Raw genomic sequence first — 23,240 nt, 5'->3', positions numbered from 1 at the left:
TGGAATCACGCGCCGACGACAAGGTCGCGCAGGGCTCGCTGGTAGGCGCAGCTCAACGAGGAATTAACAGAACCTTTTGGTGGTATGAACCAATTTCGCCCTCTGGCAGTGTGCTGATCGTCACAGCGCCTCCCCGGCTGTGACCTGCGAAAGCGCGCCCCGAGCGCGATCAACTCCCCCGAAGGAGGAACCGTGAGCAAAGTCCGCAAAGCCCTGCTCGGCTGCGCCGCGGTCGCCGGTGCTCTGACCATCGGCGCGGCGCCCGCACTCAGCGCGGAGACCTCGGCCCCGGCCTCGACCAGCGCAGCGGCACCGGTCGCCGCATCGCCCTACCTCTACATGGGCTGGGGCAACCCGCCCAAGCCCAGCGAGGTGATGAGCGCTACCGGGATCAAGGACTTCACCTTGGCCTTCATCCTCTCCGACGGCGGCTGCAACCCGGCCTGGGACGGCAACCGCCCGCTCGACGCCGACAAGGCCGTCATCGACGAGATCCGGGCCGCCGGCGGCGACGTCGTCCCGTCCATCGGCGGCTGGGCCGGCAACAAGCTCGGCGAGTTCTGCCAGGACGCCCAGTCGCTGGCCGGCGCCTACCAGAAGGTGATCGACGCCTTCGGGCTCAAGGCCATCGACGTCGACATCGAGGCCAGCGAGTTCGAGACCCCGGCCGTGCAGGACCGGGTGCTGGAGGCGCTGAAGATCGTCAAGGAGACCAACCCCGGCGTGCAGACGGTGGTCACCTTCCCGACGCTGGCCAGCGGCCCGAACGACGTGGGCAAGCGAATGATCGGCAAGGCCAACGAGATCGGCGCGAACGTCGACGTGTGGACGCAGATGCCGTTCAACTTCGGCGGTTCGGACATGGCGGCCGACACGATCCAGTCCACCGAGGGCCTGAAGGAGGTGCTCAAGAGCACCTTCGGCTACAGCGACGCGGAGGCCTACGCGCACGCGGGCATCTCGTCGATGAACGGCAAGACCGACGTCGGCGAGACCGTCGACCAGGCCGCGTTCCAGAAGATGGCCGACTACGCCAAGGAGAAGGGCCTCGGCCGCTTCACCTTCTGGGCGCTCAACCGGGACCGCCCGTGCAACGGCGGCGGGCCCTCGGACTCCTGCGGCGGCATCGACCAGCAGCCGTGGGACTTCACCAAGATCGTCGCCGGCTTCCAGGGCTGATACCGGAGCTGAGGCACCGTTCTCGCTGATCAGGTCTCGTGAGCGTTTTGGAGTGCTCTAGCGCTCCAAAGCGCTCACGAGCATCTACCAGCGGAAACGGTGCCTCAGCGCGTTCGGTGTGCGGGTGTTCCGCGGCAGTGCGCTTGGAGTACCTTCTGGCTCGTGGACGAGGAGACCGTGGAGCAGGTGCGGGCCGTGGTGGCGTCGATCCCGCCCGGATCGGTGCTGTCCTACGGAGACGTCGCCGAACTCGCCGGCCTCCGCTCGGCGCGCCTGGTGGGCCGCATCCTCGCCGAGGACGGCGGCGACCTGCCGTGGCACCGCGTCCTGCGCTCCAACGGCACGGTCGCCGACCACCTGCGCCGCCGGCAGCTGGAACTCCTGCGGGCCGAAGGCGTCCTCGCCGACGGAGCCCGCATCGACATGCGCCGATACCGCTGGGGCGCCTGACGAATCCAGCCGGCCTCTCGCGATTCCGGAGCCGGCAACCGCCCGCCCACCGAGACGGCCCCTGTGGATGGTCAGCGCGCGGCGCGCCTCGGGAGTTCGTCCGCGACGAGCCGCACCAGCGATGCGGTGCGGGCGCGGTCCGGCATCGCGTACGGCAGGCCCGCCGCGTCGATCGGCGCCGCCGTGACCGGACCGACGCAGGCGACGAACACCTTGTCGCGCAACGCTTCCCGGAACTCCTCGCCGTGCCCGGTGCGGTCCGCGCGGGCCAGCAGGTTGGTGGCGGCCGGCGCGCTGGTGAACGGCAGCGCATCCACCTCGCCCCGCAGCACCGCGTCGATCAACCGGTCCAATGCGGGCAGGTCCACCGGATCCGTCCACCGGTAGACGGTCACCGGCACGACCTCCGCCCCTGCCGCCTGCAACGCTTCGCGGAACCGCAGCATCGGATCGCCGTGCACCTGGAGCACGACCCGCTTCCCGGCGAGATCGCGCGCCAGCAGGTGCTCCAAGACCTCCGCGGACTCCTCCGACGGCGATGTCCAGGACTCGACCAACCCGGCACCGCGCACCGCGCCGCGACCCTTCGCACCCCGCGCCAGGACCTCGGCCGAACGCAGGTGCGCCAGCAGCCGGTCACCGATGCCGGTGTGCTGCGCCGCCTCGATCCAGCCCCGGAACCCGACACCGGTGACCGCCACCGCGTAGTCGACCGGCGCCGCGAGGACTTCCTCGGTCGCCACGGTCAGCTCGCCGTCCTCGGGCAGCGGCACCGTGTGCATCGCCGCCCCGAAGAGCACGCGAGCACCGCGGCGGCTGAACAACGACCCGATCTCGGCGGCCTTGCGTTCCGCCGTCACGCCGACGGTGAAGCCGCTCAACACTCCCTGCACCGCCCAATCGTCACACAACCCCGGCGCCGGGCAGGGCAACCGGTCAGAGGACTTCGAGGACCATCTGGGAAGCGCGTTCCAGGCCCGTCAGGGTCTGCGACGACGAGCGCGGGTGCAGCGCGTGCACCGAGAGCCGGAACAGCAGGGCCCGCAGCAGGGCCTGCGGCCACTCCGAAAGGTGCGACCAGCGCTCCACGATGGCCGGATCGGCCCCGCCCCACGCCAGGGCGTCGATCACCGCCACCGCCGCGGCCCACTCGGCGGGCCGCCAGTACGGGTTGAAGTCGATGATGCCGGGCGCCACGTCCTCGGCGAACAGCACGTTGCCGAACAGGTCGCCGTGCACCACCTGCGGGCGGAGGTCGACCTCCCGCCGCGACCCGGCGAGCACGTCGTAGAGCCGACCGCCCTTCTCCTGCGGCAGCACGTACTCCTCTTCGCCCCAGGCCATCCGGTCGGCCAGCGCGTAGATGTCCTGCCGCGCCTGCAAGAACCGCGGCCGGGCCAGGAACCGGCTCGCCGAGTGCAGCCGCAGCGACATGGCCACGACGTCGTCGTGCCGCGGCTCGGCCTGGCCTTCGAGGTTCCGGCTGGCCGACCAGCCGGACACCACCCAGCGACCGTCGGTGGAGCGCACCGGGCGGGATACCCGCACGTCGTCGGGTTCCAGCAGGTCCAGCGTCTGCGCCACCCAAGCGGCCTCGGCGGTGTTGGCGGCCGGCTTGAGCACTATCTCGCCGCACCGCCAGGCGACCGCGCCGTCCAGCGGCTCGGGTTCTTCGACGCGCGCGCCGAAGGCCGCGCGCACGTGCGGCGGTGGCGGCTCCGGCGTATGGGTCACGGGCGAGACGCTACCTAAGTGATCGCGATTTCCGTAGCAGGCTCTCCGCGCGCCGCATCCGATCCCGCGATTTCGCGACTACCGTGGTGTCTTTTCGGACGACGAACCCGCCCCGCACCTCGGTGCGGAGCGGGTTCGGGGTTCGACCTAGTACGTCGGCAGGCTCGGGTCGACCTGGTTGGCCCAGCCGAGCACACCGCCGCCGACGTGCACCGCGTCGGAGAATCCCGCCTTGTGCAGCGCCGCCAGCGCCTCCGCCGAACGCCCGCCGGACTTGCAGTGCAGGACGATCTTGCGGTCCTGCGGCAGCTCGGACAGCGCCTCGCCGGAGAGGATGCGGTCCTTCGGGATCAGCTTCGAGCCCTCGATCTTGACGATCTCGTACTCGTGCGGCTCCCGGACGTCGATCAGCTCGAACTTCTCGCCCCGGTCGAACATGTCCTTGAGCTCGCGCGGGGTGATCGTGCTGTTCACCGCCGCCTGCTGGGCGTCGCCGGAGAGCACGCCGCAGAACGCCTCGTAGTCGATCAGCTCGGTGATCGGCGTGGCGTTCGGGTCCTTGCGGATCTTGACCGTGCGGTAGCTCATCTCCAGCGCGTCGTAGATCATCAGGCGGCCCAGCAGGGTCTCGCCGATGCCGGTGATCAGCTTGATGGCCTCGTTGACCATGATCGAGCCGATCGACGCGCACAGCACGCCCAGCACGCCGCCCTCGGCGCAGGACGGCACCATGCCGGGCGGCGGCGGCTCGGGGTACAGGTCGCGGTAGTTCGGGCCGCGCTCCGCCCAGAAGACGCTGGCCTGGCCCTCGAAGCGGAAGATCGACCCCCACACGTACGGCTTGCCGAGCAGCACCGCGGCGTCGTTAACCAGGTAGCGGGTGGCGAAGTTGTCCGTGCCGTCCAGGATCAGGTCGTAGTCGCGGAAGATGTCGAGCGCGTTCTCCGACGTCAGGTGCGTCTGGTGCAGGTTCACCTTGACGAACGGGTTGATCTCGGCGATCGAGTCGCGGGCCGATTCCGCCTTGGGCCGCCCGAGGTCGGACTGCCCGTGGATGACCTGGCGGTGCAGGTTCGACTCGTCGACCTCGTCGAACTCCACGATGCCGAGCGTGCCGACCCCGGCCGCGGCCAGGTACAGCAGCGCCGGGCTGCCGAGTCCGCCGGCGCCGACCACCAGCACCTTGGCGTTCTTCAGCCGCTTCTGCCCGTCCATCCCCACGTCCGGGATGATCAGGTGGCGGCTGTAGCGCGCGACCTCTTCCTTGGTCAGCTCCGACGCCGGTTCGACCAGCGGCGGCAGCGACGATGCGCCGGACATTCCCAGCTCCTCCTCAATGGTCGGTGCCCGCTGCTCTCGGAGCTTGGCAGCGGCACCTCGAGCGTCCCCGAAGGGCACCCGAACAGGGCCTCACGGAATCTGCAACGCAAGACTCCCCGATGGGCTTCCGCAACCCAAACTACTCCCACGATCCGGGACGAAAAGGCCCGCGAAGATCAGCTCAGGCACCGGCGGTCGGGAACGGCCAGGCGTTGTACTTGCAGACGAAGCCGTCGGCGGGGATCTCGGTGCCCTGGTCGGCGATCCTGTTCAGCTCGTGCAGCTCGTTGTTGGACACGCTGAACGACTGCTGCATCATCACCGGCGCCAGCCCGCCCTGCGCCGGGCAGCCGACGTGCTTGTTGCCGAAGACGTGCCCGACCTCGTGGTTGATCGCGTAGCGCTGGTAGTTGCCGATGTCGCCCTCGAACGACACCGCGCCGCGCACCCAGCGGGCGGCGTTGAGGTAGACCATGTCGCCCTTGCGGCAGGAGCTGTCGTAGGGCACGCCGTTGCTGTAGTCGCAGGCCTCGCGCGCGGTCTGCTGGCTGACCAGGATGACCCGGAAGTCCGGCCGCGGGCCGCCGGCGTCCACGCGCTGCAGCGAGATCCCGCCGCCCTGCGGGTTGGTCCAGCTGCGCGGATCGGACAGCGTGGCCTGCACCAGGTTGCCGAACTCGACGTTCGGGTTGCCGATCTGGACGCCGACCTCGATCTCGACGCTGTACCGGTAGAGCCGGCCCGCCCCGATCACCTCGGACGTCCCGGGCAGCACCTGGAACGTGCGTGCGCCGGTCTCCGGGATCGGCCCGCCGGGCGGCAGGTCGGCGGAGAACAGCGCGGGGTTGAAGGTCTGGCCCGGTGGCGCCTCGGTGACGATCGGCTCGGCCGGTTCGTCCGAGGCGATCGGGTCGAGCAGCTCGGTGGCCGAACCGTCCCCGGAGGGCCGGACGGTCTGGAACACGACGAGCGCGCTGATCGCGATCAGCAGCGGCAGCGCGTAGACCCTCCAGCCGTAACGCGCGTGGACTCCCGGGCGGCGCCGCCGGGAGCGCACGTCATCGTCGCGCTCGTCCGCGTCGTCGAAGTCCTCGGGCTCCGGCGCCGGCTCGGAGACGGGATTCCAGGAGGCGGCCAGCGGCTCGCCGCGGCGACGTTCCCCAGAGCCCGTGCGAGTGCTCGTCCGCCCCGCCGGTCGGCGGTCGGACGCGGAGGCACGAGATCGCTGCGGCGGACGATTCACGCTCTAAGCGTGCCACAGGCCCTCCGGCACCTTGAGCAACCACCGGCCACTCCGAGTGACCGCAACATCTGAGGCCACTCGGAGCAATGCGAACCGGTCACCACCGGGAGCCGGCCTGCACCAACCCGAGGAACGCGCGGGCGACCACGCGCGGCCGCTCCATCTGGGCAACGTGGCCCGTTCGTGGCAGCACGAGGAGCCTGCCGCGCGGCAGCAGCATCGCGGTTCGCGGCGCCTTGCGAACGGTCACGACCCGGTCGGCGCTACCCCACACGACCAGCGACGGAGCGACGACCTCGGGCAGCCGTCGCCACAGCGACCGCGCGGGCGGGACGAGCCAGGAGCGCAGCAGCTCCACGGTGGTCCGGCCCAGCGCCGGGCCGGACCACGACAGCCGGCTGCGCTCCTCGAACTCCGCGACCGCCTCGGCGAGCCGGTGCGGCGGCACCGCGTCCGGCTCGGCGAAGCACAGCCGCAGCAGCTGCTCGGCCCGGGCCGCCGGCGGCACCATCGCCAGCTCGCGACGCGTGCGGTTGCCGAGGACCGGCACCATCGCCACCGCGATCCGCGGATCGGAGAGCCGCCGCGGATCCAGCCGCAGGTCGGGCATGGCCGGCGAGATCAGCACCAGCGACGCGACCAGGTCCGGCCGCAGCGCCGCCACCTCGATGGCCACCGCGGCGCCGAAGGAGTTCCCGGACAGGTGCACCGGCCCGGCGTCGAGCTGCTCCAGGAACCGGATCACCACGTCCGCGTTCGCCTGGCGGGTGAAGGCGTACCCCGGCGGCGGCTCGGAATGCCCGAAACCGGGCAGGTCCAGCGCGATGCTGCGCATCCGGCCGGCGAGCAGGCCGGCCAGATCGGTCCAGTTCGTCGACGAGCCGGCCAGCCCGTGCAGGTGCACCGCCGTCGGTGCCAGCGGCGACGGCCCCGGCGTCTCCCGCAGGTGCAGCCGCAGCGGGCCCGAGCGGGTGGTCAGCTCGGCGTGCCGCCCCGGCGGCGGTTTCGCCGCAAGGTCGATCGGCGGCACGCCATCGGCCACCAGCGGTACCCACGTCAGGTCTGATCGGCCTAGCCGGGAACGCCGGCGCGGCGGAGCGGCGGACGTAGTCGTGGTCACACCCACAGCATGGCTGCCCGCCTGAGCCCGGATTTCGCTACCTGCCTCTACCGGCGAGTAGAGTCATGCCCCACTGGGGGCCGGAGGGCCGCCGAGCGCGAGTGGAAGGAATCGGGTGGAGGCGAGGATGACCGAGACCGCGCAGCCGAGCCGAGGTGTCCGGTTGCCCCGCGACGCACGCCGGGCACAGCTGCTCGAGGCGGCTCAGCACGTTTTCGTGCACAACGGCTACCACGCGGCGGCGATGGACGACATCGCGGAGCGCGCGGGAGTCAGCAAACCGGTCCTCTACCAGCACTTCCCGGGCAAGCTGGAGCTCTACCTGGCGCTGCTGGAGACGCACGGCAACGAGCTGGTGCGCCGGGTCCGCGAGGCCATCGCGTCCACGTCGGACAACAAGCTGCGGGTGCGGGCCGCGATCGGCGCGCTGTACGAGTTCGTGGCCGGCGAGGGACAGGCGTTCCGGCTGGTCTTCGAGTCGGACCTGCGCGGCGAGCCGGCCGTGGAGAAGGCCGTGGAGGGCGCCCTGTCCGGGTGCATCGACGCGATCACCGAAGCGGTGACGGCGGACGCCGGGCTGGACGCGGAGCGCGCGCGGCTGCTGGCGGTGGGCCTGGTCGGCCTGAGCCAGGTGACGGCGCGCTACTGGCTGGACGCCCGGGAGACGATCTCCCGCGACGAAGCGGTGAACCTGATGTCCACCCTGGCCTGGAAGGGCCTCGCGGGTTTCCCCCTCCAGAACCCCTGAACCGCAATTTCAATGGAAATCAGAGGTCCGATTTCCATTGAAATTGCGGAGGTTGTCCACAGCCATCGGCGTGTCGCACCCTGACACGCCGATGGCCCGCAAGTTCCATGGAAATCGAAGGTTCGATTTCCATGGAACTTGCGGACGGCCGGGTCAGCGGAGCGTGCGGGTGACGAGGTCCGCGATGCGGGCGGTGACCTCGTCGGCCCTTTCCAGCGGCAGCATGTGCCCGGCGCCGGCGTAGATCAGCAGTTTGGCGTCCGGCAGGGCGTCCGCGATGCGCCGAGCGTGCGAGTGCGGCGTCAGGCGGTCGGCAAGCCCGGACAGCACGACCGTCGGGACCGACCGCAACGCCGCGAGCGCGCCGTGCCGCTCGTGCTCGGCCAGGGCCTGCCGGTAGGCGGCCATGTTCGCCGGGTGACAGCCCGCGACCCAGTCCGCGGTGGCGGCCACGTCGGCGGCCTCGGGGCTCCGGCCGAACAGCAGCCAGCGCATCCCCGGTCGCAGCCAGGACGACTGCGGGACCAGCCGCTTCCCGCGCGAGGCCGCGAGCCGCTTGCGGAACGCCTGCTCGCCCCGGTTGGCGACGGCCGCGACCGGCCGGGGCAGGCCGAGGGTCGGCGCCACCAGGTCGCCGGCCGAGGTCGCCACCAGCGCGACCGCGGCGATCCGCTGCGCGAAGAGCTCCGGGTGCTGCTCGGCGAACGCCATGATCGTCATGCCGCCCATCGAGTGCCCGGCGAGCACGACCGGCCCCTCCGGGACCCGCTCCGCGATCAGCTCCGCCAGGTCGTCCGCGCACTGCCGGATGCTCGCGCTCCCCGGCTGCGCCGGGTCGCTCTCGCCGTGCCCCCGCAGGTCGAACCGCAGGATCCGCAGCTGCGTCCCGGCCGCCTTCGGCAGGCCGTCCGCCACCCGGTCCCAGGTGTGCTTGGTCAGGGCCCACCCGTGCACCAGGACGACGGTGACCGGCGCGTCGGCGGGGCCTTCGTCGACCATCCGCAGCCGGGTTCCGTCGCTGGTCGTGAACTCTTCGGCGGTCATCGTGCGCAAGGTTTCGCCCTTCATCGGATCAGGTTCGCCTTCTTCCACCAGCGCATGCCCGGCTTGCCGACCAGTCCGGCCTCGTCCAGGAACGCCATGATCTTCTCGCCACCCCAGTGCAGGGTGTCCAGGAAGCCGGGGTTGGCCCAGGCCGCCTGGTAGCCGTCGCGCGGCCGGATCCCGACCGCCTTGTAGACGTGCGGATTGATGAGGCTGAGGCAGATGCAGTACGAGACGAGCGCGGTCCAGTACTGGTGGTAGGCGCGCTCGGCGGCGTTGCACTCGGCCATCCGGCGGACGACCTCTTCGCGGGCGAAGGTGACGTGCCGGGCCTCTTCGAGCACGTGGATGCGGTTGACCATGCGGACCAGCGGCTGGACGTCCTCGTCGTACATCTGGTCACGCTGGAAGCGGTCCAGGATCTCTTCCGCCACCAGGATCGACGCGTAGGCGGAGGGGCCGCGCAGCACGGCGGGCAGGATCCGGCCGCCGCGGTGCAGCAGCGGCAGCGGCCCGTAGGCGGGCGCGCCGATGCGGTCGACGGCCTTGGCGAACATGGTGGAGTGCCGGCATTCGTCGGCGACCTCGGTGAGCGCGTACTGGGCGTGGTTGGTGCGCGGGTCGGAGTTGTAGAACTCCTTGAGCAGCATCTGCATGAGCAGCACCTCGAACCACAGGCCGTTCGAGGCGATGCTGGCGAACTCGTGCTTGGTCAGCTCGATGCGCTGTTCCTCGCTGAGCCGGTCCCAGAGGTGCGTGCCGTAGAGCGAGCTGCGCTTGAACGGGATGTAGGGCTTGCCGTCGGCCAGCGGCGCGTCCCAGTCGACGTCGACCTCGGGGTCGTAGCTGTTCCGGGCGGACGAATTCAGCAGCCGTGCGGCCGTCTTCTCGCGGTCGTTGACCTGCAGGGCCCTGCTCATCCGGCGATCACCCTCTCGGCATCGAGATTGCATGTTACTTCCAGTAACAGTTACCTTGGGTAGCGTGAGCCACATCTCTCGCCCTGTCAAGGCGGTCACACCGGAGAAGGCCCGCGGCGACGCGCGCCGGGAGCGCTGGCGCGAGCACCGCCAGGCCCGCCGCGCCGAGTTCGTCGAAGCCGCGGTGCGCGCCATCAGCAAGCACGGCGCCGAGGTCGGAATGGACGAGATCGCCGCCGAGGCCGGCGTCAGCAAGCCGGTGCTCTACCGGCACTTCAGCGACAAGAGCGACCTCTACGTCGCGGTCGGCGAATGGGGCACCGAGCTGCTGATGCAGCGGCTGCGGCCGCTGTTCCACGAGGGAGGCACGCCCAACCAGCGCATCCGCCGCCTGCTCGACGCCTACCTCGGCACCATCGAGCAGTACCCGGAGCTGTACCGGTTCGTCGTGCAGCGCACCTTCGCGGACCGGCCGGTGCGCTCCGACCCGGTGTCGGCGGAGAAGACGGTGATCGCGAACTCGCTGTCCCGCATCCTCGGCGAATACCTGCGGGCGCTGGGCCTGGACTCCGGTGGCGTCGAGCCCTGGAGCCACGGCCTGGTGGGCATGGTGCAGGCCAGCGGCGACTGGTGGCTGGAGCGGCAGTCGATGAGCCGCAGCGACCTCACCGACTACCTGGCGCAGATCATCTGGTTCGCCATCGACGGCGTGCTGCGCTCGGCCGGCCTGGTGATCGACCCCGACGAACCGCTGGACCTCGGCAACGACCTGCGCCTGGTGCCCGGCGAACACGAAACGCCCGAAGACGAGGAGGACGTGGACCATGGCTGACCACGAGCACGACGAGGACGACTACCGCGGCCCGGCCACGCTCCTGGCCGACGAGCGGGAGCTGGCGGTCGAGGTGGTCCTGCGCGGGCACTTCCAGCCCATCGACGGCCGCTTCCACTGGTACGGGCGCCTGTCCGCACACCAGGACGTGGACGAGTTCGCCGACCGCCGCAAGAAGAATGTGGTGTTGCGCACACCGGCGGGCGAGGCGACGGGCACCCTCTCCGACCAGGATCCCTGGGGCCGCTACCGGATCACCGGCACCGGCCGCCCGCCCTTCGAGATCCCCGCCGAACTGGACTGACGCAAAGCGCGAGGGGCACCTCGGCCGAGTTCGGCCGGGGTGCCCCTCGCGCGAAAAACCCAGGTCAGCTCACGCCGAAGCCGACGCGCGGCGGCGTCGCCGGGCCGATCTCCACGTAGGCGACCTTGGTCGACGGGACGATGATCCGCCGCCCCTTCTCATCGGTCAGCGCCAGCACGCCTTCTGCGTTCTTCAGCGCGTCGGCGACCAGCGACTCGACCTCTTCCGGGGACTGTCCGCTGACGACCGTGAGCTCGCGCGGGCTGTCCACGACGCCGATCTTGACCTCCACGCCGAACCTCCGTTGGCCACTCGAATCCGTTGGGATGTGGCAAGGCTATCCCAGGTCCCGCCTTGATCGGCGGATCCTCGCGACCCCACCGAACGAGGTCCTGCACGGAAACCTGTTTTCGCCTTTGCACCGGCGAAGCCGCTCAGCCCACCTGCGCAGCTCGCACCGCCACGGGTTCTCAGGCGTCGCCTGGCGACGACAGCCCCGACACGTCGTATCGGCCATCCGTCCGCCACCCGAAACGAGCCCGGGAACGGGTCATCAGCCCAGGCCCAGGCGGGCCATCCGCTTGGTGTGGTTGTTCTGCAGCCTCCGGAACATCGCCGCGATGCCGGTGAGGTCGCCCGAGCCCTTGATGATCAGTTCCGCCAGCGCGTCGCGCTCGGCGACCACCCGCTGCGCCTGCGTCATCGCCTCGCCCAGCAGTCGCCGCCCCCACAGCGTCAGCTTGTCCCGCAGCTTGCGGTCGTCCTCGCAGGCCGCCTGCACCTCGCGTTCGGCGAACGCCGAGTGGCCGGTGTCGGCGAGCACGGTCAGCACCAGCTCCCGCGTGGCGGGGTCCAGCCACTCCGCGACCTCGCGGTAGAAATCGGCCGCCAGCCCGTCGCCGACGTAGGCCTTGACCAGTGATTCCAGCCACGAATGCGGCGCGGTGGACTCGTTGAACGCCTCGAACGGAGCCACGAACGGCTGCATGACCTCGTCGACCGCCACCCCGCGGCCTGCCAGGTGCTCCTCCAGCTGCCGGTAGTGGCCGATCTCCGCGGCCGCCATGCTGGCCAGCGCCGCGCGGCCGGTCAGCGTGGGTGCGGTGCGCGCGTCCTCGGCGAGCCGGTCGAAGGCCGACAGCTCTCCGAAGGCCAGCGCCGCGAGCAGATCCACGACACCCTCGGAGTAACGCTCGTCACTTTCACCGCGCTGGTCAGCCTCGTTCATGGCTGCGAGCCTAACCGGCGGCACGCCCGAGTTATACGCGCCACGGTGAGAACGGCCGACCAACAGGTATCCTCGGACATCGGAGGAGCATCGGCGTCCGACGGCACAGTCGGCGGCACAGCCGGCGGCCCGGTCGTGAAGACCGCGGTGCCGGCTCCCCGAACGTCACGGTCTGGGCGACTCCCGTCCGAGCGGGACGGGCCCCGGGACCACAGCCTGCGTGTACGCGGCCCGAGCGAAATCGCTCGTCGGCCTTGGCGCACGCGACGCCGAGAAGAACGAACCAACAGCGGCTCAGCCGCTGAGCGAACAAGGGCGCGCACCATCACGTCGGTGACCACGAGCACGAAGAGCGGCCGCAAGCAGCGAGCCGCCGTGCCGGGAGGACGTCGCCACGGATCGGCCCGAACCGGGACGCATGCGCGCAGGTACCGAGAGAGGCGATCATTCTGACGTTCACCAACAGCCAGGCCCCCGACGGCCTCGAAGATCGCAATGGGGGCGCCAGCCCCACCATCGCGGACGACACGCAGCTCGAGCACCGCGAGTCCGGTGCACCCGAAGCCGCGGATGCCCCGCACCTGAAAGCCGGCAACCCGGACGCTCCGACCTTCGCCGAGCTCGATGTGCACCCGGACATCGTCCGCGCGCTGCACGAAGCCGGCATCGAGCGCACCTTCGCCATCCAGGAACTGACCCTGCCGCTGGCGATGCAGGGCGAGGACCTGATCGGTCAAGCCCGCACCGGCACCGGCAAGACCCTCGGCTTCGGCGTCCCGCTGCTGCACCGCCTGCAGGTGCCCGGCGACGGCACCCCGCAGGTGCTCGTCGTGGTGCCGACCCGCGAGCTGTGCCTGCAGGTCACCCGCGACCTCACCGACGCGGGCAAGCACCTGGGCGTGCGCACCGTCGCCGTCTACGGCGGCCGCCCCTACGAGGAGCAGATCTCCGCACTCCGCAAGGGCGTCGACGTGGTCATCGGCACCCCGGGCCGCCTGCTCGACCTGGCCGAACAGCGCCACCTGGTGCTCGGCAAGGTCCGCGGGCTGGTGCTCGACGAGGCCGACGAGATGCTCGACCTCGGCTTCCTGCCGGACATCGAGCGCATCTTGCGCATGGTTCCCGAGCAGCGGCAGACGATGCTGTTCTCGGCCACCATGCCGGGCCCGATCCTGACCCTGGCCCGCACGTTCATGACGCAGCCGACCCACATCCGGGCCGAGCAGGCCGACGAGAGCGCGGTGCACGAGCGCACCCGGCAGTTCATCTACCGGGCGCACGCGATGGACAAGGGCGAACTGATCGCGAAGGCCCTGCAGGCCACCGACCGCGGCCTGGCGATGATCTTCAGCCGGACCAAGCGGACGGCGCAGAAGCTCGCCGACGAGCTCACCGAGCGCGGCTTCGCGGCCGGCGCGGTGCACGGCGACCTCGGGCAGGGCGCGCGCGAGAAGGCGCTGCGCGCGTTCCGCTCCGGCAAGGTCGACATCCTGGTGGCCACCGACGTCGCGGCCCGCGGCATCGACGTCGCCGGCGTGACCCACGTGATCAACCTGCAGTGCCCGGACGACGAGAAGACCTACGTGCACCGCATCGGCCGCACCGGCCGGGCCGGTCGCGAAGGCGTCGCGATCACCCTCGTCGACTGGGACGAAGAGCCCCGCTGGAAGCTGATCAGCGAAACGCTGGGCCTGGGCAAGCCGGAGCCGGTCGAGACCTACTCGACCTCGCCGCACCTGTTCACCGACCTCGACATCCCGACGGACGTCACCGGTCGGCTGCCGCTGTCCAAGCGCACCCGCGCCGGACTGGATGCCGAGCCCGAGGCGCAGGGCGAGACGCAGGGCGAGGCCAAGCGGCCGCGCCGCAACCGGCGGCGCACCCGCGGCGGCGCGGACCAGCACCAGGGCGAAGCCGAGAGCGGTGCCCGCCAGGACAGCGACGCCGAGACCCGGCCCGCCCGACGCCGGCAGCGCCGGCGTACCCGCAGCGGTGCCGAAACCGCGGTGCAGCAGCCGGAAGCGCCCGCCGCGGGAGGCGAAACCGACGCCGGTGAGCGGCCGCGCCGTCGGCGCCGCAGGCGTCACTCGGGCGAGCCGGCCGGCGAAGCCGGCGACACGGCGCGCAGCGGCAACGCCGAAGGCGGCGCCGCGTAGCAGCAGGCGAGACCCGTGAGCCGGGAGGCTCGCGGGTCGAACTCCAGGCGGTGTCCGCAACTCCTGCAGGGGCCGCCACCCGCACCGCCACGCAAGGCGAGTCCGGCGACAGGCTCTAAGCTCGGCGCAGGAACAGCCAGGCGATCGAGGAGTGACTGTGGTCCGGCCGGAGCGGCGCACGAGAACCGACCTCGCCGTGGTGGCGCTGATCGTCGTGGCCGTGCTCGCCGGTAGCGTCGTGCTCTGGTTCAACAGCGACGCACGCGCCACCGTGTCCGAACCCGCCGCCCAGCCGATTCCGGAACTTCCCGCAGCCACCGCCGTGCCGGAGACGCTGTCCGAGGCGTGGCGCGCGACCAGCCCGGTCACTCCGGTGCCGGTCGTCGCCGGGGCCGGGGTGGTCACCGGGGCGGGCAACGAGGTGAGCGGCCACGACCCGCTGACCGGTCAGGTCGCCTGGCGCTACGCCCGCGACATTCCACTGTGCACGGTCGGCGCGGAGTGGAACCGCGCGATCGCGGTCTACCGCAAGTCCGAGAACTGCAGCGAGGTCACCTCGCTGCGCGGGGCCACCGGGGTGCGCGGGCCGCAGCGCAATGCCGACGCCGAGTTCGGCACCCAACTGCTCGGCGACGGCACCTACCTGACGGCCACCGGGAAGCGCTCCTTCGAGTCCTGGCGCTCGGACCTGGTGCGCACCCAGCAGTTCGGCATGCCGCCCGCGGTGAAGAACCCGGACAACAACATGAAGCGCCCGGACTGCACCTACTCCTCGATCGCGGTGGGAGGCGAGCGGGTGGGGGCCGTCGAGGCGTGCCCCCGCGAGCAGGGCCGGATCACTGTCCTGAAGGCCCACCCCGAGGATGACGAGAAGCCGGAGGAGATCTTCAGCGTCGTCCTCGGCAGCGAGTCGGCGGGGGTCATCGCGGTCAACGACAAGCACGTCGCGGTGGTCCTCCGGGACCGCTCCGAGGTCGTGGTCTACAACAACGACGGCGCGGTGGAGAACACCTTCCCGGTGCGCGTCGGCACTCCCGACCTCCGGGCGAACGTGCAGGTCGAGTCGACCTCGAAGGGCCACCGGATCTACTGGCACACCGGCACCGACACGGTCGCGCTGGACCCGGAAACCCTCGCTCCACTGTGGACTACGCCGGACACGCTCGGCCCGGGCGTCGGATTCGGCGGGAAGCTGCTGGTACCGGTGCCCGAGGGCCTGGCGGTCCTGGACGCACCGACCGGCAACCGCGAGCGGGTGATCCCGGTGGACCGCGCCGGCTACACCGGCCCGGTCCAGCTCAACGCGGTGGGCCCGGTTCTCCTGGAACAGCGCGGCGACGCGCTCGTCGCCCTGCGCTGAACCGACGGCGCGAAAAGTCCTTGTCCCCCAACGGAGACACGAACGCCCGTCAGGCCCACCACCAGAACCACAACGAGCCGAACACGACCACGAGGACGCCGCAGGCCGCCAAGCCGCCGCGCGCGTCGTTGCGCCGGTCCGCGATCGCCTGCAGCACCAGGCCGATCAGCGACGCCACCAGTTGAGCGATCACCGCGGCCGGCCCGGGGCCTTCCTGCCCCTGGTTCGTCGCCCAGAACTGCACCGCCACCAGCACGAGTGCGAGCAGCAGGAAGCCGGCCGCCAACGCGCCGGTGAGGCCGCGGAGCGCGGAACCGGCCCGGCTGGGCGGCGTCGGCCGGCTCAGGGAATGCCGACCGCGCGGTCGCTGCGGCGGCAGCTCGTCGGATCCTGGCAGGCGCCGCGTACGGGGCGGCCGCGGTCGTTGCGAAGCGGGTGTGCGCATCGGCCCGTCCTCAGGTCGCATGCTCGTCAATCCCCCAGCAAAGCCCACGGCGGCAGGCTCGGCGCCGCCTGCCTGCCCTCCTCGCAATGCGCCCGGAAGTCGCACCACGAGCAGTGCGGTCCGGTTCGCACCGGGAACATCGCCTGCGGATCGGCACCGAGCTCGAACGCGTCGGTCGCGGCCTGGAGTTCCCCCGCGAGCTGCTCGGCGCGATCCTGCAGCGCGGCGAGCGATTCCGCGGTGTGATCCCAACCCGCGACGGTCCCGGTCGGCAAGTGGTGCAACTCGACCCGCCGGCACGGCCGGCGCAGCGTCTTGCGCGCTGCCAACGCGTACAGCCCGAGCGCCAGCGACTGCCGCGCATCGTCGACTCGCAGTCCGTGCCGCCCGGTCTTGTAGTCGACGACGACGATTTCGCCGTGCCGGTCGTCGATCCGGTCCACCCGGCCCTCGGCGATGATCGACCCCATCGGCGCGGACACCCAACGCTCCACCGCGAGCGGCACGACGTCGGGCGCCAGCTGCTCGACGTACGAGCCGACCCACTCCTGCGCCCGGCGCCGGTAGTCGCCCGCCTGCTCCGGGTTCGCGAAGCCGTCGGATTTCCAGTACTCGCGCACCAACACGGCGGCGCGCTCCGGGCTGCGCTGATCCGCTCGCAGCTCGAAGTACGCGCGCAGAGCGTTGTGCACGACGGCGCCCAGCGTGGCGTTCGCCCAAGCACCGGCGCGCGACGGCGCCGGCCGGTCCAGGTACGTCATGCGGTACTTCCGGGGGCACTTCGCCCAGGTCGCGAGCCTGGCCGGCGTGACCCGCACCAGCTTGCTGGGAATTCCTTCTAGACCGAGCTGCCCCTGCACGCCCCCACAGTACGCAGTTTCCCCGCTACCCGGCCGTTCCGCCCCGATCAGCCGATGACCTTGCTGCCGCTGCACCGCTCCACCAGCCGATCCAACGAGTCGGGCGGAGTCGTCTCCTGGCCGATCCGGATCGTCTTGTTCGTGCCGTGGTAGTCGCTGCTGCCGGTGGGGATCAGAGCCAGCTCGGCGGCCAGCCCGCGCAGCCGCGTCCGGGTCTCGGCGTCGTGGTCGGGGTGGTCGATCTCGATCCCGGCGAGCCCGCGCCCGGCGAGCTCGGCCACGATGTCGGCGGTCACGATCGGCCCCCGCGCGGTCGCGAAGGGGTGCGCCAGCACCGTCGCGCCGCCGGCCTCGGCGATCATCTCGATCGCGCGGTGCACGGGCGTGTCGGTGCGCGGGAGGTAGTAGCTGCCGCGGCCACCGAGGTACTTGGCGAAGGCCTCGTCGACGCTGGCGACCGTCCCGGCGTTGACGAGCGCGCGGGCCAGGTGCGGGCGCCCGCCCGGCGAGTCGGGCGGCAGGCCGGCCATGAGCTCGTCCGGGTCGACCGGGAAACCGTCGGCGGCCATGTGCTGCGCCATCTGGTAGAGCCGCTCCCGGCGCTCAGCGCGCAGCCGCGACTGCTCCCGCACGAGCGCGGTGGAGTTCGGGTCGAACAGGTACGCCAGCAGGTGCACGGTGATGTTCCGGCCGTCCTCGCCCGGACACGAGCAGGACAGCTCGGCGCCCGGAACCAGCCGGAACCGGCCGGGCTCCGCGAGATCGCGCACGGCCCGCTCGGCCGCCGCCCATCCCGCGGTGGTGTCGTGGTCGGTGATCGCGATCGCGTCCAGGCCGGCGGCGAGCGCCGTCGCCACCAGCTCTGCCGGCGTATCGGTCCCGTCGGACTCGGTGGAATGCGTGTGCAGGTCGATTCGCACACCCACCAGTGTGACCGATGGTCCGACCGCAGGCCGAACCAACACCCGTCCGGCCGACCCGGGCGCCGCCGCGCCGGGCCGACCGGATCGGTCAGAGCTTCGCCGCTTTCCGCTTGCCCACCGCGGCGCGCCGCGCCTTGAGCATGGAGAAGCGGTCCTGCTGCTGGCCCTTCTTGTCACCGAAGACGAGCGCCGAGATCGCGTCCTCGACCTCGGTCGGGTTCGGCACGTAGTCGATGCGGTTCAGGGCCTGGATCTGACCGGCCGACTCGACCACGAGAGTGCCGTACCCGAAGAGGCGGCCCATCAGCGTGCGAGCGAACGTCAGGTCCGTGACCTTGGTGATCGGCATCATCGCCACGTTGGTGGTGAAGATGCCGGTGGTGATCAGGAACCGCTTGTCGGTCACGACGATGCGTTCCACGTACCAGTCCAGCACCTGGTACGCGAAGCGGATCAAGATGATCAGCCCCACGTACCAGAGGATGTTCTGGACCAGCCCACCGCTGCCCTCGGGCACCAGGTAGGACACCATCACCAGACCCACCAGCAAGCCGGTCGCCTCGAAGAGGTCCCACACCAGGACCGCCCAGTGACGCCGAACGCGGATCACCCGGCGTTCACTGTCCAGCAGGTATTCGTCGGGGTCCCTAGGAGCGAACACGGCACCCGCCTCCTGCGGCTCGCGCTTTACTGGAAGAGGTTCTGCATGAAGGTGATGACGGCCTCAGCTGCTCCCCGGAGACTGCCCAGGATGCCGTTGATGACACCACTGGCTTCCACTGGCGCGGAAAACAGGAAGAACAGGAGGAATGCAACTCCGGCCCACGTGAGGATTTTCTTCATGTTCACTGTGACGCACCCCGTCCGAAATGCCCTTGAGTAGCGCAGGCGCCTGCTGATCCGTTGTACCGCACTCCGCCGCTTTACGGCAGCTTTGTACCGCACTTGGGTCAGTCGTTTCCGGGCAGCCCCGGATCAACTACCCTCCGTGGCGATGATCGTATCGGAGAATCCTGTGATCCGCTGCGTCGGCGCGATAATTCACCACCCGGACGGCCGGTTGCTGCTGGTCAAACGTGCACATGAACCCGGGAAGGGGAAGTGGTCCCTACCGGGTGGCCGAGTCGAGCCCGGCGAGACCGACCATTCGGCGGTACAGCGCGAAGTCCGCGAAGAAACGGGACTCTCCGTCACCGTCGGTGAGCTCGTCGGCCGAATCTTCCGGCCCGCGGCGCACGGCGCCTACGAGATCCTGGATTACTCCTGCCGGAGTAATGAACAGGAGCTTTCCGCTGGTGACGACGCCGCCGATGCGATCTGGGCGGACAGTGCGACTTTCGCCACACTGGACCGCGACGGAGCCCTGACCGAAGGCCTCGCCGAGATCCTGCGCTCCTGGAATAGTTTACCCCGCAACGAGTGACGGCTGAAATACGACCGGGGAACGCCGCCGCGGTCCCGTCACGACCCGCCGAGAGGCGAGGTTCGGGTCGAACACGGATCCGGATGCGATTCACTCAATCCGCCCAATTCACCCGTTTCATGCATTGCGGTTCCGGCGGGTTGTGACCTCGAATGCGAGCCGTTGCCATCGGTCCACTCGGACGGAGTATCGTGTCGGGTTGGCTGACTCATGACCACCACGTCGGTGGATGACCTTCTGGAGGTGAGGGATCGTGGACAGCAGTGCCGATAGCGCGCTTCCGTGCAGTACCAACAGCATCCCCGCCGGAAGGGCCAGCCGCTAGGCCTTCGCCCGTCAGGGCCGGCAGGGATGCGCGAGCAGCGGGCGGAGCCCGCGAAGCACGCCACCCACGCAGCTCTCACCCGGAGCCCCGTCCGCCGGGGAGCTGCGCCCGGACCTTGGAGGTCGCCGTGCCCAACCTGCCCTCGCTCGGCCTGCGCAACCGGAACAACCGCGCGCCCCAGCCGCTCATCCGCAGCGCCGCCCCCGTCTCCGCGTACGTCGTCGACTGCGCGATCTACGACGAGGGACGCCGCGTCGAAGGTTCGTGGAACCACTCCGACGCCATCGAGGAGGTGCGGCGGCGCGGTTCCGGCTTCGTCTGGATCGGGCTGCACGAGCCCACCGAAGAGCAGATCAACGGCATCGCCGAGACCTTCGGCCTGCACGAGCTGGCCGTCGAGGACGCCGTGCACGCGCACCAGCGCCCGAAGCTGGAGCGCTACGACAACACGTTGTTCATGGTGCTGAAGACGGTCCGCTACACCGACACCGAGACGCGGTCGGCGACCAGCGAGATCGTCGACACCGGCGAGCTGATGGTGTTCCTGGGCCGCGACTTCGTCATCACGGTGCGGCACGGCAAGCACGCGGGGCTGGCCGAGGTGCGCAGCCAGCTGGAGGCCGACCCGGAGCAGCTCGCGCTGGGCCCATCGGCGGTGCTGCACGGCGTCGCCGACCACGTGGTGGACACGTACCTGGAGGTCACCGAGGCCATCCAGGACGACATCGACGAGATCGAGGCCGAGGTCTTCGAGCCGGGCACCAAGATCGACGCCGAGCACATCTACCTGATGAAGCGCGAAGTCATGGAGCTGCGCCGCGCGGTGCAGCCGCTGACCAAGCCGATGCAGCGGCTCGCCGAGGGCTACACGCCGATGGTCGCCGACGAGGTGCGGTCCTACTTCCGCAACGTCGAGGACCACCTGGCGAGGGTGTCCGAGATGGTGGGGGCCTTCGACGAGCTGCTGACCACCCTGGTGGACGCGACCCTGGCCAAGATCACGCTCCAGCAGAACACCGACATGCGCAAGATCTCGGCGTGGGTCGCGATCGTCTCGACGCCGACCATGATCGCTGGGATCTACGGCATGAACTTCGACTTCATGCCCGAGACGAACTGGACCTTCGGGTATCCCCTGGCCCTCATGGTGATGCTCGGCGCCTGCATGGTCCTCTTCAAGATCTTCCGGCGGAACAAGTGGCTGTGATCGCATTTCGTAACGAATTCCGCGCCGCCGGCGATATGCCGTGCGGGGTCACTTCGCGTCCCGTCATCGCCGACTGGACGCCGTTCCGCTTGTCTTTCACCACCGTCCGTTCTCATCGGTCGGCGCGAGCGCGTGAGGAGGTTGTCATGCACCGTCTTCCGCAGCACCAGGGGCGGGTCCGGCATCGGCTCCTCACCGGCCCGGTCCCCCGGCGAAATCCCGTGTCGCGTCGGGAGATCGCCGAGAAGTTGTTCCGGCACACTGCTTGGGTGCAGCGAAAACCCGGCGCGATGTGGGACGCGGTTCCCGCCGCGCCGCGCGCCGTCGCGCGCTGACGCCTGCCGGGACCACCGCGGGCCGCATCGTGAAAAACGAATCTCCGTCAGATCTTCGTTTCTTTCACGTTGGGAGGCACCGCCATGACTCGCTTGGCCGCCAACAAGCTGACCCTCCTGGTCGCCCTGATCATGGGGTGGATCGTCACCCTGTTCGTGCTCATCGCAAGCCAGGTCTAACGCCCCGTGCCCGGCCATCCACTATGGACTGAATCCGGCACGCCCGGCCGGTAACCGGATTCGGCGAAATGATCCGGCGGCGTCGTCGCGCCGCGGTTACAACACTCCCACCCATCGTCGCGATGCTGGGAGTGATCGCAGATGTCGCTGGTCGAACGGATGTTGTCGTGCGGGGCCGCCGTCCCGCTTCTCCTGCTCTGCGCTGGGCCGCCGCTGCAGGCGGCCCAGCGGACGCCGGCGGAGCAGCGAATACTCGAACTCACCAATGCCGAACGGGCCCGGGCCGGATGCCCGCCGGTGCGCCTGAACGGCGACCTGACCCGGGCGGCCGCCGGGCACAGCACGGACATGGCGCACCGGAACTTCTTCGGGCACACCGGAAGCGACGGCCGCAGCCCGGTGGATCGCACCCGGTCCGAGGGGTTCCCGGGCGGCTACGTCGGCGAGAACATCGCGGCCGGCCGCGAGACCGCCGACGGCGCCTTCCGCCAGTGGATGGAAGCCGTCCCGCATCGGGACAACATCCTCGACTGCACGTTCACCGACCTCGGCGTGGGCCACGCGGCGACCGGGCACAGCCGCTACCACCACTACTGGACCCAAGAGCTCGGCAGTCCCTGACCTCCCTGCCGCAATTTCAATGGAAATCGAAGGTCTGATTTCCATTGAAATTGCGGCAAAACCAACCCCGTCGGGTGACGCACCTCGGTCGGGTGGGGTCGGGTGGGGTCAGGTGAGGGTTCGGCCTGTGGCCGGGTCGAAGAGGTGGATCTTGTCCGGGTCGAACCAGACCGTCAGGGGCCGGCTCTCCCTCGCCGCCGATTCGACCGAGAGGCGGGTGACCACCTGGCCCTCGGCCGTGGGCACCTCGGTGCTGCCGCTGTCGGCCGCCAGCTCGTCCAGCTCCGCCGTGCTCGCCCGTCCACCGTGGAGGGTGAAGTACACGTACTTGTCCGAGCCCATCTCCTCCACCACGTCCACCTCGCCGGTGAACGTCCCGCCCGCTGCGCGGGCCGAGTCGTCGAGCAGCGCCGCGTCCTCGAAGTGCTCCGGGCGAATGCCCAGCACCAGTTCGCGCGGTGCGTCCGCGGACTCCAGCGCGGTGCGGATCCGGTCGCTCAGCGGGATGTCGCCCAGCGGGCCGCGCAGCACGCCGTCGGCCACCTCGACCGGCACGAAGTTCATCGCGGGCGAGCCGATGAAGCCCGCGACGAACAGGTTCGCCGGGTGCTCGTAGAGGTTTTGCGGCGCGCCGACCTGCTGCACCACGCCGCCGCGCAGGACCACGACCCGGTCGCCGAGGGTCATCGCCTCGGTCTGGTCGTGCGTGACGTAGACCGTCGTGGTGCCCAGCCGCTTCTGCAGCTTCGACACCGAGGTCCGCATCTGCACCCGCAGCTTCGCGTCCAAATTGGACAGTGGCTCGTCCATCAGGAACGCCTTGGGGCTGCGCACGATCGCCCGCCCCATCGCGACCCGCTGCCGCTGCCCGCCGGAGAGGTTCGCGGGCTTGCGGTCCAGGTGCTTGGTGAGATCGAGGATCTTGGCGGCCTCCTCGACCTTCTGCCGCACCGTCGCCGAATCCACCTTGGCCAGCCGCAGCGGGAACGCCATGTTCTCGAACACCGTCATGTGCGGGTACAGCGCGTAGGACTGGAACACCATGGCGATGTCGCGGTCCTTGGGCGCGCGCTCGTTCATCCGCTCCCCGCCGATGCGCAGTTCGCCGCCGCTGATGTCCTCCAGCCCCGCGATCATGTTCAGCGTGGTGGACTTCCCGCAGCCGGAGGGGCCGACCAGGATCACGAACTCGCCGTCCGCGATCTCCAGGTTCACCTCGTTGACCGCCAGCGCCCCGTCCGGGTAGCGCTTGGTCACCTTGTCCAGCACGATCTCGGCCACTT

At 70.3% G+C, this 23,240-nt stretch carries 26 protein-coding genes; 11 read left to right on the top strand and 15 right to left on the bottom strand.

Features of this window, described 5'->3' with window-relative positions; genetic code table 11:
- Nucleotides 1-192 precede the first annotated feature (192 nt).
- On the top strand, nucleotides 193-1,179 hold the full coding sequence (locus tag AC07EQ_RS15405) for a chitinase (protein ID WP_478388584.1): 987 nt from the start codon (nucleotides 193-195) through the stop codon (nucleotides 1,177-1,179).
- 162 nt (nucleotides 1,180-1,341) lie between these two features.
- Nucleotides 1,342-1,629 (top strand): MGMT family protein, encoded by a 288-nt coding sequence (locus tag AC07EQ_RS15400; RefSeq protein ID WP_132483254.1) that lies wholly within the window; start codon nucleotides 1,342-1,344, stop codon nucleotides 1,627-1,629.
- Nucleotides 1,630-1,700: 71 nt separating this feature from the next.
- Here the strand turns inward: AC07EQ_RS15400 and AC07EQ_RS15395 are convergent, their stop codons facing one another.
- From AC07EQ_RS15395 to AC07EQ_RS15375, 5 genes are all read right to left on the bottom strand, one after another.
- Nucleotides 1,701-2,522 (bottom strand): uroporphyrinogen-III synthase, encoded by an 822-nt coding sequence (locus AC07EQ_RS15395; protein WP_478388583.1) that lies wholly within the window; start codon nucleotides 2,520-2,522, stop codon nucleotides 1,701-1,703.
- 43 nt (nucleotides 2,523-2,565) lie between these two features.
- A complete protein-coding gene (locus AC07EQ_RS15390) occupies nucleotides 2,566-3,363 on the bottom strand; it encodes a TIGR02569 family protein (protein WP_132483250.1) in 798 nt (265 codons plus the stop codon).
- Nucleotides 3,364-3,510: 147 nt separating this feature from the next.
- The gene (moeZ, locus tag AC07EQ_RS15385) at nucleotides 3,511-4,683 is read right to left on the bottom strand and encodes an adenylyltransferase/sulfurtransferase MoeZ (protein ID WP_363815001.1); all 1,173 of its coding nucleotides are present in this window, start codon (nucleotides 4,681-4,683) and stop codon (nucleotides 3,511-3,513) included.
- Nucleotides 4,684-4,864: 181 nt separating this feature from the next.
- On the bottom strand, nucleotides 4,865-5,926 hold the full coding sequence (locus AC07EQ_RS15380) for a DUF3152 domain-containing protein (protein WP_478388582.1): 1,062 nt from the start codon (nucleotides 5,924-5,926) through the stop codon (nucleotides 4,865-4,867).
- Between the two features lie 97 nt (nucleotides 5,927-6,023).
- Nucleotides 6,024-7,046, bottom strand: coding sequence for an alpha/beta fold hydrolase (locus tag AC07EQ_RS15375; RefSeq protein WP_478388581.1), 1,023 nt, complete (start codon nucleotides 7,044-7,046; stop codon nucleotides 6,024-6,026).
- Between the two features lie 127 nt (nucleotides 7,047-7,173).
- On the opposite strand from AC07EQ_RS15375, the gene AC07EQ_RS15370 reads away from it, so the two are divergent.
- Nucleotides 7,174-7,794, top strand: a complete 621-nt coding sequence (locus AC07EQ_RS15370) for a TetR/AcrR family transcriptional regulator (protein ID WP_132483244.1) — start codon at nucleotides 7,174-7,176, stop codon at nucleotides 7,792-7,794.
- Between the two features lie 153 nt (nucleotides 7,795-7,947).
- Here AC07EQ_RS15370 and AC07EQ_RS15365 read toward each other — a convergent pair whose 3' ends face one another.
- Both AC07EQ_RS15365 and AC07EQ_RS15360 read right to left on the bottom strand, forming a co-directional pair.
- Nucleotides 7,948-8,862: an alpha/beta fold hydrolase gene (locus AC07EQ_RS15365; RefSeq protein ID WP_478388580.1), complete on the bottom strand. Its 915-nt coding sequence runs from the start codon at nucleotides 8,860-8,862 to the stop codon at nucleotides 7,948-7,950.
- Nucleotides 8,859-9,758 carry an AurF N-oxygenase family protein gene (locus tag AC07EQ_RS15360; RefSeq protein WP_132483242.1) on the bottom strand — a complete coding sequence of 300 codons (900 nt, stop codon included), beginning with the start codon at nucleotides 9,756-9,758 and terminating at the stop codon, nucleotides 8,859-8,861. The genes AC07EQ_RS15365 and AC07EQ_RS15360 overlap by 4 nt, the downstream gene beginning before the upstream one ends.
- Nucleotides 9,759-9,822: 64 nt before the next feature.
- Between AC07EQ_RS15360 and AC07EQ_RS15355 the strand changes: the two genes are divergently transcribed.
- Both AC07EQ_RS15355 and AC07EQ_RS15350 read left to right on the top strand, forming a co-directional pair.
- Nucleotides 9,823-10,590, top strand: a complete 768-nt coding sequence (locus AC07EQ_RS15355; protein WP_478388579.1) for a TetR/AcrR family transcriptional regulator — start codon at nucleotides 9,823-9,825, stop codon at nucleotides 10,588-10,590.
- Entirely contained in the window at nucleotides 10,583-10,894 is a 312-nt protein-coding gene (locus tag AC07EQ_RS15350; RefSeq protein ID WP_478388578.1) for a DUF4873 domain-containing protein, read from the top strand. The genes AC07EQ_RS15355 and AC07EQ_RS15350 overlap by 8 nt, the downstream gene beginning before the upstream one ends.
- A 64-nt stretch (nucleotides 10,895-10,958) precedes the next feature.
- Here the strand turns inward: AC07EQ_RS15350 and AC07EQ_RS15345 are convergent, their stop codons facing one another.
- Together AC07EQ_RS15345 and AC07EQ_RS15340 are read right to left on the bottom strand one after the other, a co-directional pair.
- Entirely contained in the window at nucleotides 10,959-11,186 is a 228-nt protein-coding gene (locus tag AC07EQ_RS15345; protein ID WP_132483236.1) for a DUF3107 domain-containing protein, read from the bottom strand.
- A 261-nt stretch (nucleotides 11,187-11,447) separates the two neighbouring features.
- Nucleotides 11,448-12,122 (bottom strand): ferritin-like fold-containing protein, encoded by a 675-nt coding sequence (locus tag AC07EQ_RS15340; RefSeq protein WP_093262317.1) that lies wholly within the window; start codon nucleotides 12,120-12,122, stop codon nucleotides 11,448-11,450.
- Between the two features lie 515 nt (nucleotides 12,123-12,637).
- On the opposite strand from AC07EQ_RS15340, the gene AC07EQ_RS15335 reads away from it, so the two are divergent.
- Together AC07EQ_RS15335 and AC07EQ_RS15330 are read left to right on the top strand one after the other, a co-directional pair.
- Nucleotides 12,638-14,278 carry a DEAD/DEAH box helicase gene (locus AC07EQ_RS15335; RefSeq protein WP_478388725.1) on the top strand — a complete coding sequence of 547 codons (1,641 nt, stop codon included), beginning with the start codon at nucleotides 12,638-12,640 and terminating at the stop codon, nucleotides 14,276-14,278.
- Between the two features lie 151 nt (nucleotides 14,279-14,429).
- Nucleotides 14,430-15,638, top strand: a complete 1,209-nt coding sequence (locus AC07EQ_RS15330; RefSeq protein ID WP_478388577.1) for an Rv3212 family protein — start codon at nucleotides 14,430-14,432, stop codon at nucleotides 15,636-15,638.
- 49 nt (nucleotides 15,639-15,687) lie between these two features.
- On the opposite strand, the gene AC07EQ_RS15325 is transcribed toward AC07EQ_RS15330, so the two are convergent.
- The 5 genes from AC07EQ_RS15325 to AC07EQ_RS15305 all read right to left on the bottom strand — a co-directional run bounded on the left by AC07EQ_RS15325 (nucleotide 15,688) and on the right by AC07EQ_RS15305 (nucleotide 18,715).
- Entirely contained in the window at nucleotides 15,688-16,083 is a 396-nt protein-coding gene (locus AC07EQ_RS15325) for a hypothetical protein (RefSeq protein WP_478388576.1), read from the bottom strand.
- Nucleotides 16,084-16,109: 26 nt separating this feature from the next.
- Nucleotides 16,110-16,943 (bottom strand): RecB family exonuclease, encoded by an 834-nt coding sequence (locus AC07EQ_RS15320; RefSeq protein ID WP_478388575.1) that lies wholly within the window; start codon nucleotides 16,941-16,943, stop codon nucleotides 16,110-16,112.
- Nucleotides 16,944-16,990: 47 nt separating this feature from the next.
- Complete coding sequence (locus AC07EQ_RS15315) at nucleotides 16,991-17,872, bottom strand: PHP domain-containing protein (RefSeq protein ID WP_478388724.1); 882 nt, start codon at nucleotides 17,870-17,872, stop codon at nucleotides 16,991-16,993.
- Nucleotides 17,873-17,954: 82 nt separating this feature from the next.
- Nucleotides 17,955-18,527 (bottom strand): PH domain-containing protein, encoded by a 573-nt coding sequence (locus tag AC07EQ_RS15310; protein ID WP_132483228.1) that lies wholly within the window; start codon nucleotides 18,525-18,527, stop codon nucleotides 17,955-17,957.
- 26 nt (nucleotides 18,528-18,553) lie between these two features.
- Entirely contained in the window at nucleotides 18,554-18,715 is a 162-nt protein-coding gene (locus tag AC07EQ_RS15305; protein ID WP_165968041.1) for a hypothetical protein, read from the bottom strand.
- 145 nt (nucleotides 18,716-18,860) lie between these two features.
- Here AC07EQ_RS15305 and AC07EQ_RS15300 point away from each other — a divergent pair, with 145 nt between their 5' ends.
- The 4 genes from AC07EQ_RS15300 (at nucleotide 18,861) to AC07EQ_RS15285 (ending at nucleotide 21,957) form a co-directional block, all read left to right on the top strand.
- The gene (locus AC07EQ_RS15300; RefSeq protein ID WP_478388723.1) at nucleotides 18,861-19,289 is read left to right on the top strand and encodes an NUDIX domain-containing protein; all 429 of its coding nucleotides are present in this window, start codon (nucleotides 18,861-18,863) and stop codon (nucleotides 19,287-19,289) included.
- A gap of 452 nt (nucleotides 19,290-19,741) precedes the next feature.
- Entirely contained in the window at nucleotides 19,742-20,821 is a 1,080-nt protein-coding gene (gene corA / locus AC07EQ_RS15295; protein ID WP_132483226.1) for a magnesium/cobalt transporter CorA, read from the top strand.
- Nucleotides 20,822-20,967: 146 nt separating this feature from the next.
- Complete coding sequence (locus tag AC07EQ_RS15290; protein WP_478388574.1) at nucleotides 20,968-21,156, top strand: hypothetical protein; 189 nt, start codon at nucleotides 20,968-20,970, stop codon at nucleotides 21,154-21,156.
- A 321-nt stretch (nucleotides 21,157-21,477) separates the two neighbouring features.
- Nucleotides 21,478-21,957 carry a CAP domain-containing protein gene (locus AC07EQ_RS15285; RefSeq protein ID WP_478388573.1) on the top strand — a complete coding sequence of 160 codons (480 nt, stop codon included), beginning with the start codon at nucleotides 21,478-21,480 and terminating at the stop codon, nucleotides 21,955-21,957.
- Between the two features lie 108 nt (nucleotides 21,958-22,065).
- Here the strand turns inward: AC07EQ_RS15285 and AC07EQ_RS15280 are convergent, their stop codons facing one another.
- Entirely contained in the window at nucleotides 22,066-23,238 is a 1,173-nt protein-coding gene (locus tag AC07EQ_RS15280) for an ABC transporter ATP-binding protein (protein ID WP_478388572.1), read from the bottom strand.
- Between the last annotated feature and the right edge of the window lie 2 nt (nucleotides 23,239-23,240).

The sequence above is a fragment of the Saccharopolyspora sp. NPDC045839 genome, from assembly GCF_056431645.1.
The sequence above is the reverse complement of the archived record's forward strand: the minus strand, read 5'-3'. Positions and strand labels throughout refer to the sequence as shown.